At 62.1% G+C, this 8,655-nt stretch carries 16 protein-coding genes; 8 read left to right on the top strand and 8 right to left on the bottom strand.

From position 1 onward, the window contains the following. Nucleotides 1-262 precede the first annotated feature (262 nt). Entirely contained in the window at nt 263-2,122 is a 1,860-nt protein-coding gene (locus EJ068_RS29110) for a CHASE3 domain-containing protein (protein ID WP_245463272.1), read from the top strand. 15 nt (nt 2,123-2,137) lie between these two features. Here EJ068_RS29110 and EJ068_RS29105 read toward each other — a convergent pair whose 3' ends face one another. Both EJ068_RS29105 and EJ068_RS32880 read right to left on the bottom strand, forming a co-directional pair. Continuing rightward, complete coding sequence (locus tag EJ068_RS29105) at nt 2,138-2,302, bottom strand: DUF3309 family protein (protein WP_082048942.1); 165 nt, start codon at nt 2,300-2,302, stop codon at nt 2,138-2,140. A gap of 92 nt (nt 2,303-2,394) precedes the next feature. After that, nucleotides 2,395-2,532 (bottom strand): hypothetical protein, encoded by a 138-nt coding sequence (locus EJ068_RS32880; RefSeq protein ID WP_189342065.1) that lies wholly within the window; start codon nt 2,530-2,532, stop codon nt 2,395-2,397. A 144-nt stretch (nt 2,533-2,676) separates the two neighbouring features. Here EJ068_RS32880 and EJ068_RS29100 point away from each other — a divergent pair, with 144 nt between their 5' ends. The 4 genes from EJ068_RS29100 to EJ068_RS29085 all read left to right on the top strand — a co-directional run bounded on the left by EJ068_RS29100 (nt 2,677) and on the right by EJ068_RS29085 (nt 4,832). Beyond that, nucleotides 2,677-2,844 carry a Thivi_2564 family membrane protein gene (locus EJ068_RS29100; protein WP_126083227.1) on the top strand — a complete coding sequence of 56 codons (168 nt, stop codon included), beginning with the start codon at nt 2,677-2,679 and terminating at the stop codon, nt 2,842-2,844. A gap of 44 nt (nt 2,845-2,888) precedes the next feature. Beyond that, nucleotides 2,889-3,197, top strand: coding sequence for a hypothetical protein (locus EJ068_RS29095; RefSeq protein ID WP_245463271.1), 309 nt, complete (start codon nt 2,889-2,891; stop codon nt 3,195-3,197). A 115-nt stretch (nt 3,198-3,312) separates the two neighbouring features. Further along, on the top strand, nt 3,313-3,753 hold the full coding sequence (locus EJ068_RS29090) for a GFA family protein (RefSeq protein ID WP_127253640.1): 441 nt from the start codon (nt 3,313-3,315) through the stop codon (nt 3,751-3,753). A gap of 569 nt (nt 3,754-4,322) precedes the next feature. Then, nucleotides 4,323-4,832 (top strand): PAS domain-containing protein, encoded by a 510-nt coding sequence (locus tag EJ068_RS29085; RefSeq protein WP_127253641.1) that lies wholly within the window; start codon nt 4,323-4,325, stop codon nt 4,830-4,832. A gap of 26 nt (nt 4,833-4,858) precedes the next feature. Here the strand turns inward: EJ068_RS29085 and EJ068_RS29080 are convergent, their stop codons facing one another. Then, nucleotides 4,859-5,119, bottom strand: coding sequence for a hypothetical protein (locus EJ068_RS29080; RefSeq protein ID WP_127253642.1), 261 nt, complete (start codon nt 5,117-5,119; stop codon nt 4,859-4,861). 169 nt (nt 5,120-5,288) lie between these two features. On the opposite strand from EJ068_RS29080, the gene EJ068_RS29075 reads away from it, so the two are divergent. Then, nucleotides 5,289-5,483, top strand: a complete 195-nt coding sequence (locus EJ068_RS29075; protein WP_126061378.1) for a hypothetical protein — start codon at nt 5,289-5,291, stop codon at nt 5,481-5,483. Nucleotides 5,484-5,683: 200 nt separating this feature from the next. Here EJ068_RS29075 and msrA read toward each other — a convergent pair whose 3' ends face one another. The 5 genes from msrA to EJ068_RS29050 all read right to left on the bottom strand — a co-directional run bounded on the left by msrA (nt 5,684) and on the right by EJ068_RS29050 (nt 7,253). Further along, a complete protein-coding gene (gene msrA, locus EJ068_RS29070) occupies nt 5,684-6,205 on the bottom strand; it encodes a peptide-methionine (S)-S-oxide reductase MsrA (protein ID WP_127253643.1) in 522 nt (173 codons plus the stop codon). A 97-nt stretch (nt 6,206-6,302) separates the two neighbouring features. Further along, the gene (locus tag EJ068_RS29065; RefSeq protein WP_128298249.1) at nt 6,303-6,626 is read right to left on the bottom strand and encodes a hypothetical protein; all 324 of its coding nucleotides are present in this window, start codon (nt 6,624-6,626) and stop codon (nt 6,303-6,305) included. Continuing rightward, entirely contained in the window at nt 6,626-6,820 is a 195-nt protein-coding gene (locus tag EJ068_RS29060; RefSeq protein WP_126061380.1) for a hypothetical protein, read from the bottom strand. Before EJ068_RS29060 ends, EJ068_RS29065 begins: the two co-directional genes overlap by 1 nt. Further along, nucleotides 6,805-7,044: an ABC transporter permease gene (locus tag EJ068_RS29055; protein WP_127253812.1), complete on the bottom strand. Its 240-nt coding sequence runs from the start codon at nt 7,042-7,044 to the stop codon at nt 6,805-6,807. Before EJ068_RS29055 ends, EJ068_RS29060 begins: the two co-directional genes overlap by 16 nt. After that, a complete protein-coding gene (locus EJ068_RS29050; protein ID WP_127253813.1) occupies nt 7,041-7,253 on the bottom strand; it encodes a hypothetical protein in 213 nt (70 codons plus the stop codon). Before EJ068_RS29050 ends, EJ068_RS29055 begins: the two co-directional genes overlap by 4 nt. A gap of 368 nt (nt 7,254-7,621) precedes the next feature. Between EJ068_RS29050 and EJ068_RS29045 the strand changes: the two genes are divergently transcribed. Together EJ068_RS29045 and EJ068_RS29040 are read left to right on the top strand one after the other, a co-directional pair. Beyond that, entirely contained in the window at nt 7,622-7,939 is a 318-nt protein-coding gene (locus EJ068_RS29045; protein ID WP_127253814.1) for a hypothetical protein, read from the top strand. A 135-nt stretch (nt 7,940-8,074) separates the two neighbouring features. Beyond that, nucleotides 8,075-8,608 (top strand): hypothetical protein, encoded by a 534-nt coding sequence (locus EJ068_RS29040; protein ID WP_245463270.1) that lies wholly within the window; start codon nt 8,075-8,077, stop codon nt 8,606-8,608. Nucleotides 8,609-8,655 lie beyond the last annotated feature (47 nt).

Below are 8,655 nucleotides of genomic sequence, written 5' to 3'. Positions count from 1 at the left end.
ACGCAATTCCGGACGGAAAACCGCTCACACTTTTCCTGGAATTGCTCTAGCGGTACCCGACAGCCTCCGATCGACCACAGCGTCGCCGTGGCTCAATCCTGTACTCTGCATTGGCCGAAGGCCGCCGTCATTAAAGTTTGACATAGGCAGGTTCCGCCGGGGCTGTTGCGATCAACGCCCGCTGGACTTGGCTATTGCTTTGCGCTTCAGCGCCGCCTACCACTTGGCGAATTTCACGATTTCCTCAGGCCCCCGCAAAGCAATGATCGTCCGACTGCGACGCGCCCTGCGATGGCAAGCGCTTCCGCTTCTTGCCGGCTTTGCCGTTGTCGCGCTGATCATAACCGCGCGCGCCATTCTCGCCGAAGCGCAGATCGCCGACCGCGACGCCAGCCGTGAAGCAATTGAAGCCCAGCAAACGCTCTCGAGCCTGCTTTCGCTCGCCCAGGACGCCGAGACCGGCCAGCGCGGCTATCTGCTGACCGGCGAGAAAAACTATCTGCTGCCATACCAGCATGCGGTCGAGGCGCTGCCGGCGCTGCTCAAGCGCGTCGATGAGATGTTTCCGGTCGGCAGCGATCGGGCGCAGCAGGTGGCCGGCATCAAGGACGCGCTTGCCCGCAAGCAAGCGGAACTCGCTGAGACGATCAGGCTCTACGACACGGGCAACACGGCGAAAGCGCTGGACATCGTGCGCGGCGGCAGGGGCAAGCTGGACATGGACCAGATCCGCGCCAACATCGATGCGATCCGGCGCATCGACGGTGCGAACCTCGCTGCCCGTGCGGAGCGGATGGAACAGATCGAAGGCTGGCTGCGCATCGGCTCGTTCGCGGCGCTGCTGGGCATCTTTCTGCTCGGCATCTATACGATCCGCCAGTCCAGCCGCCGCTTCCGAGAGGTGGCTGACGCGCAGGACGCATTGAGCGCCAAGAACGCGGCGCTGCTCAACGAGATCTACACGCGTGAGAAGGCGGAGTCGCAGCTTCGCCAGGTGCAGAAGATGGAGGCGGTGGGCCAGCTCACGGGCGGCATCGCGCATGATTTCAACAATATGCTGGCTGTCATCACCAGCGCCATGAACCTCGCGCAGCGCAAGCTCGCTCGCGGCGAGCATGACGTGCAGAGCTTCGTTGAGGCGGCGGCCGATGCCGCGGCACGCGCCGCCAACCTCACCGCCAGGCTGCTTGCCTTTTCCAGGCAGCAGCCGCTGGCGCCGCAGATCATCGATGCCAATCGCCTCGTCACCGGCATGTCGAACCTTTTACGGCGCACGCTCGGCCATGCGATCGAGATCGAAACGGTGCTGGCGGGCGGACTTTGGAAAACGCATGCCGACCCGAGCCAGGTCGAGAACGCCATCATCAACCTGGCGGTCAACGCACGCGACGCCATGGATGAAGAAGGCAAGCTCACCATCGAGACCGCCAACTGCCATCTCGACGAGGCCTATGCGGCGGCGCATCCCGAAGTGAAGGCCGGTCAGTATGTCATGATCGCGGTAACGGACACCGGCGCGGGTATGGCGGCGGACATCATGGCCAAGGCTTTCGAGCCATTCTTCACCACGAAGCCCGCGACCAAGGGAACCGGGCTCGGTCTCAGCCAGGTGTTCGGCTTCGTCAAGCAATCCGGCGGACACGTCAAGATCTATTCGGAGCCCGGCGAGGGCACGACAATCAGGATCTATCTTTCGCGCTTCACCGGTCCGGAGGAAGCGGCTCCGCCGGTAAAGACCGGCGGCAGGAGCGATGTTCCGGCAACCGAAACCGTGCTGCTCGTCGAGGACGATGCCCGCGTGCGTGCTTCGACGGCCGCCGCCTTGCTGGAGCTCGGCTATACCGTCATCGAAGCCGCGGGTGGTGACGAAGCCTTGGAGAAACTCGGTCAGAACGCCGCCATCGCGCTGATGCTGACGGATATTGTAATGCCGGGTATGAATGGCCGGCAACTCGCCGAACAGGCTCGCAAGCAGTCCCCCTCCCTGAAAGTGGTGTTCATGACCGGCTTCACGCGCAACGCCGTCGTGCACAATGGCGTGCTTGACCACGATGTGCACTTCATCGCCAAGCCGTTCACGCTGGAACAACTGGCGGCGAAGCTCCGGGACGCGCTCGCTTGATTTGTCTGACCGTTCTTAGATCCGTCCGAGCACGACCAGAATAATGACGATGACAAGAACCAACCCGAGACCGCCGCCGCCATAATAGCCCGTGCCGTAGAACGGCCCGCCGCCCAGGCCGCTGAAACCGCCAAGCAAGGCCAGAATGAGAATAATGATAAGAATTGTGCCGAGACCCATGTTCTTTTCCTCTCTCTGAGCGCAAGCCGGCGCTTTTCATCACGAAATCAACTCGCAAGGGGCGCGCATGTTCCACCCGGCTCCGGGCAATGCTATTCGGCCTTGGCCGAGTGGGATGACACGATCGGCGGCCCGGGATTGGCTTCAAGTCTGATCGGCACCAAAAACATGAGCGCAATCGCAATCGCGATCGACACAATGATGGCCGCGGTGCTGAAGATGTCCTTCATGTTCGCATCCTGAATATTCAAAGGTGCTGAACAACGCTGCGCGATACTTCCCGTTCCACTTCGCCCTAGCGGAACCTTTTTCAGACGCGCAACGTTTGGGGGCGGCCCAGTTTGGGCAATCCTGGCGATAACGGAGGCTCGCTTATGGGCGCATCGGTACTCATCGGCATCCTGATCACCTTCCTGGTGGTGATCCTGGTGCTCTATCTCGTGCAGCGCTTGCCACTCGATGCCCGCACGCGACAGATCGCGCAGATCATCGTCATCATCATCGGAATCATATCGTTGCTCAAATATCTTGCGGTCTTTTAGCCGCGGTCCATATTCGGCACGGAAAACCCCGAAGCCCGGTGTCCATGAGAACCCTGTCGATCGCACGCCTCGCCGGCAACTTGTTGAGCGCCGCCACGCTGCTGTGCGCCGCGAGCGCCGCCCAAGCCCGGCCGGATACTCGCGCCATGACCTGCGCGCAGACGCAGGCGCTGATCAAAAGCGACCATGCGGTGGTTTTGACCACCGGTCCGGATACTTATGACCGCTTCGTGCGGCAATTCGGCAATGAGTGCGACTGGCCGGAAGTGCCAATATCAACAACCGTTCCCGCCAAGGACGGCGAGTGCCGCGTCTATCGGTGCGAGGAGCCGGTCGACCTTCCCGACCGATAGCCGCCTCTTGCGGTCCCGCGCGGAACCATAGCAACCCCATACGGGTTGTACGGGCCAGCGGCAGAACTGGCCGGCCGCGACTTTGTTCTGCGTGTAACAGCGGGAGGAACGGCAAATGCCTGAAATCGCGCGCACCGGCAGTTGCTTGTGCGGCGGCGTGCAGTTCCGCGTGGCCGGCGAGCCACGCCGGGTCGGCCTCTGCCACTGCAAGGATTGCCGCAAGACAAGCGGATCGGCTTTCCATGCCTATGCCGTATGGCCGCTTCAAGCGTTCGAAGCCAGCGGGATCACCAGCACCTATGGCGCTCGAAGTTTTTGCCCCACCTGCGGAAGCCGCGTTCCATTCGTTGGCGAAGAGGAAGTCGAGGTCACGATCGGCAGCCTTGACGTCGCGCCGACCGAGGGGCTGGTGCCGGACTATGAGCTCTGGATCAGGCGGCGCGAATCCTGGCTGCAGGCCCTCCCCGCGGCGCATCAGTTCGAGCATGACCGGGTCGCCGCTGATTCGGCCGCCGGCAATGAAATGGACCCGGAGCCGCGGCAGGAGCCGGCCTAGGTTGGATCACTGTCGGACTTAAGCCTGAACGGCAATGACCTCCGGTCCAGGGAACTCTTCGGCGCCACCTGGAAAGGACCGGCTGCCGATTGAGATCCCAAGCTTTTCTCCAAGCTCCGTCTGTTTCAACCACCGGTAGGTTTGCCGGTCAGTCAGCCGCCGGTAGCATTCACGGTGAGTCGTCACCTGCACGTTTCAGGCGGCGACATTCATAGCGTTTTATCCGCTTTGCAGAACGCAAGAATTTTTAGCCATCCCTCTTTCGCAATACAACCTTTTGGTTTGCTCTCCTGCCGACCGCTTGTGTTCAGCGCGTGAAATACCAAGCTGCAGTTGCAATATCGAAGTCAAAATTCTTTAAGCTTAAGAAATTTTTAGACCATTGCTTTCTGGTAGTATCAAAATATGACGCTCGGACTTGCCACAGGCAGTAGGCCTTATGATTTCGAACCTTGTACAAAAGGCCACCTTTGTTTCTTTCATTTTTTGCTACATAGTGCTGCCGAATCTTGAAACCGGACGGGGCGGTTTTCATGACGTCGGCGCCTGAACACGGCCGAAACATGCTTATGCGGTATCCACCGATTGACGGGTTCTGGACCTGGGACGTCAAGCGTGACCGCGTCTATGGCGACGCCAACCTTTCAGATTATTTCGGGCTGACCCTCGACGAATTCTCGCATGGCGCGTCGCTGGAACGGTGCATGCAAAGCATCGATGTGGAAGACCGGCCCAGGGTCCGATTGGCGATCCGCAAGGCGATAGAACGCAAATCTGGCTTCAGGGAAGTCTACAGGGTCCGGTCGGAAAAGATGGGGCTGCGCAAGATCCTGGCTGTGGGCCAATGCTGCGTAGACGGTGTGGGCGAGGCAGCGCTCTACCCTGGCTGGTTCGTCGATCTGACGAAGGATGCCACCTGCGAGGAACAGTCGCTGCGCGAGATGCACAATCACGTCGAACAGGCCAGGGACATCGCGCGATCGATCGGACACGACCTGTTGTCCTATCTTCTGGACAACGTCGAGGAAGAGGTCGAGCAACGGCTTGACGGAAGGCTGAGGAGGCGACGATCGTCCTGAGGCAGCTTTCGCCGATCATTTGCGGGTCAGCTTCGCTTGCCGCGTCTGCCGACCTCAGCCGTGACCATGCGCGCGAAATGCGATTGCGGCGATCGGTGCTCGATGAGTTTGGCGCGCTCAAGCGCCGCATCGCCGTAAAATTCGATCAGCACCCCCGCTGCCCGGACGGCATCGGCTTTCAAGCGTCCGAAATCGACTTGCTCGTTCTCGAACGAGGGCTCGCTCCTGGCAATCACGTCAAGCATGGCTTGCAACTTGTCAGGAGTGCTGCCCTCGTCTTCGTTCATGGTCGCTATCCGATTGGGCGCGTAAAATATCGACATTTCCGCACAATGTCCAACAGGTTCGCTGGCCGGGCGTCAGTGCAACCACGTGCAGCCGCACCGCGCACGGTGTCACAACTTTCATACAAGCATAGTGATCCAGACTTACCGCGCAGACATTTGGGGGGCACCCATGGACCAGCCTAGCAAAATGGAAAACCTGCAGTTTGCGCAGGGGATATTACGAGAACTTCGCCAGAAGGCCGAAGCCGACGGCGAAAAACTCCTGACCTATCTCATCGACATGGCTTATCTCGAGGCCAGCGACCGCATCCGCGCCCACTGGATCGGCACTCACGAACATGAAAGCCGCCGCGCCAAGGGCTGAGCCGCCCAAGGCAATTTGATGCTCGCCGCGGTTTTCCGTGCGGAATTTGCCCGGATCGATAGCTGGAGCGGTTCAGCTTTTGCGCCAGAGGCTGAGTAGCGCAGGCCCAGCGAAGCATCCTGAACGCAAAAAAGCCCGCCATGCCTCTTCGGCATGGCGGGCTGGATTTCGGGTGATCAGTGCTAAACGCAATAGCCGATCTATGATGCGGCAGCCTTCTGGCGGACCGGGAGCTTCCATCCCGGCCGCGCGAAATGGCAGGTGTAGCCGTTGGGATAGCGTTCCAGGTAGTCCTGATGCTCGGGCTCGGCTTCCCAGAAGGGGCCTACCGGAGCAAGCTCGGTGACGACCTTGCCGGGCCACAGGCCGGACGCTTCGACGTCGGCGATCGTGTCCTCGGCGATCCGCTTCTGCTCGTCGCTCGTGTAGTAGATCGCCGAGCGATAGCTCATGCCGATATCGTTGCCCTGGCGGTTCTTCGTCGTCGGATCGTGGATCTGGAAGAAGAATTCGAGCAGCGCGCGGAAACTGGTCCTGGCCGGATCGAAGATGATTTCGATCGCCTCGGCGTGAGTGCCGTGATTGCGATAGGTCGCGTTGGCGACATCGCCGCCGCTGTAGCCGACCCGGGTTGAAACCACGCCGGGCAAGCGCCGGATCAGATCCTGCATGCCCCAGAAGCAGCCGCCGGCAAGGACTGCGCGCTCGGTGGAAGAAGCCATGTCAAACCTCCTTTGGATTGCTCCATAGATAGGCGTTGTGGCCGGGTTCTTCCAGCGGCTCGGGGAACATGCCGGCCACGATTTCGAACCTGCGCGATCAGGGATCCGAAGTCGGCCTGAACCGTCGGATTGCCAGCTCGAAGACGATGTCCGAAATCCACATGGCCGAGACGCCAATCAGGAAGGCAGCGGCGAGCGTGGTGGTGTCGTCGGCGGCGTCGGGCATCGGCAGGCCGCTTGCCTGGACCCAGGCGACGGCAGGCAAGGTCAGATAGGCGGCGGCCAAGGCGCCGCAGATGGGCGAGGCAATCATCTCGCGCAGCTTGTAGCGATGGCGCGACAGCGCCCGCAACACGCCGCCGGCGAGCCCCGCCGCCACGACCTGGCCCTTGATGCCCAGAAGATCGAAAATGTCATGCATCACGGCCTCCAGCCACAGAGCTTCTCGCCCTTGCGGTTGTGCGCAAGCAGCGCCCTCGCCTCCTGATCCGACAGCGTTTCGACGGCCCTGGCGGAGAGGCGCATCGGCGCGGCGGCGGCGCAGAAACCGCCCCTAGCCGTCGTGCAGCCGGCAAGCGCGGCGACGGTGGCTGCGAGGATCAATCCCTTGCCCATGACTTCAGCTCCTTCCTGACCGCTTCAGGCGGCAAGGCGCCGACGTCGTTGTCGACCTGGTCGGCGATATTGCGGGCCGCGGCCTCGGCTTCTGCCTGCTTGCCGCGTTCGGCCCTTGCGCCCGCAAGGCGCTGGTGAAAGCCCCAGCCGAACGCGCCGACAACGACGGCGCCGATGGCCAGGATCGTCGGATTGGTGAGAAGCCATGCCAGCAGAGCGCTCATAGCAGCACTCCGATGAGAAGACCGGCAATGAAACAGGCGGCGCCTACGATTGCAAGCGGCCTGGCGGCTTCAATCCCGATGCGCACGCCCGGCGCGACCTGCTCGACGCGCCCGGTGCGGCGCGGCGGGTCCGCGCCCTCGAACGCGCCGATGGCGCTGACGATCTCGGCGCCGTCATCGGCGGTGATGATGGTGGCGTAGCGTGGCATGGAGCCTCGGGGCGGAATAGTGGGGCCGCGCTCAATCGCGCCAGCGCTCGAAGGAAATGGATGACCGAAAAACATAACCCGCCTCGCGGCGGGTCGTTGGCGCAAATCAGCACCATGGACAAAATAGTAGCATAGCTGCCCACACCGGGCAAGAGGTTGCAGGCATATTTTCCTATCCTCCTGAAACCAGCCTTTGTCCCAGATCTGCTGGCAAAAAACCCCATGCGCCACAGCCAAGGATTGAACCGCAGGCAAAAGCCGCGCGAGTTTTTGTCGGAACCAACCGTGGTCCGAAGGGTTCCACCCTCAGTCGCAGACGCGACAGACCCTGCAACAGACGAACCGTCTCGAAACAGAGGAGAAGAATCATGCGTACGAAGATTCTCGCGGCTTCGGCCCTGACAATCGGCCTCGCCACGGCGGCGATGGCCCAGACCGCGAACTCGCCCGATAACTCGGCCGGCAGCGGCCAAAGCATCACAGTCGAGCCGAGGACGCCGGCCACCCCGCCGCCTGACCAGATGGCGCCCGACGCTGGCACGACCGGCAGCATCACCGGCGGCGATATGAATTCCAACGCCGACAAGAACTGCCCGAACAGCCCGCAGGGCGCGCAGAGCGATGCCAACAACACCGCTACCAGCACGGTGCAGCCGAACGTCAACGATAACAATTGCGGCAAGTAGGCCTGCCACTCGCGCTCGCAAAGGCCGTGGAGCAGCTCCACGTCCTTTGTGTTGGAGCCAGCTTCACCGGCTCGGCAAGGGCGGTCGGAACCATGCGGCCTTCCGACCGTTGCAAGGGGCACAAAGGAGAAACCCATGGCAGACAATGAAAGCAGCAGCGGTGGCGCAGCAAACGGCGCCGGCACCTCGAGCACTAGCCCAGCCAGCGAAGCGCGTCCCCGTAACGCCGCTTCGCGCAGCAGCGGCGCGTCGCGCAGTGGCGCCGCATCGCGCGGCAACGCCAGGGCATCCGAAGCGGCGATGAAGAAGCAGATCGCGGAGTTGAAGCGCGAGGTAAACCGCCTGAACCGCGCCCTTTCCGAGCAGGCCGAGGAAGCGTCCGAGACCGCGCAGGGCTGGTACCAGAGCGCAGCCGACAGCGCGTCGAACCTATATAGCGGCGCGGCGGATCGCGCATCGAACCTCTACAGCGGTGCTTCCGGCCGGGCGTCGCGCGCGGCAAGCCAATTGCGCAGCCAGGCGCAGAGCGTTTCGGAAACCGTGCAGCAGAATCCGGGCACCTTCTCGACGGCCATGCTGATCGGCGGCCTTGTCGGGCTGCTGGCTGGCATGGCGATCAGCCGGAACCCGGACCCCGAGCCGGACTGGCTGCATCGCTGGCGCAGATAGGCCTTTCCGGTCCGGCTCGCGCTGCCGGGCCGATCAACGGTAGTAAG

Source organism: Mesorhizobium sp. M2A.F.Ca.ET.043.02.1.1 (assembly GCF_003952405.1).
Taxonomy (GTDB): Bacteria; Pseudomonadota; Alphaproteobacteria; order Rhizobiales; family Rhizobiaceae; genus Mesorhizobium.
Note: the sequence above shows the minus strand (reverse complement) of the source record. Positions and strands in the feature narration are given on the sequence as shown.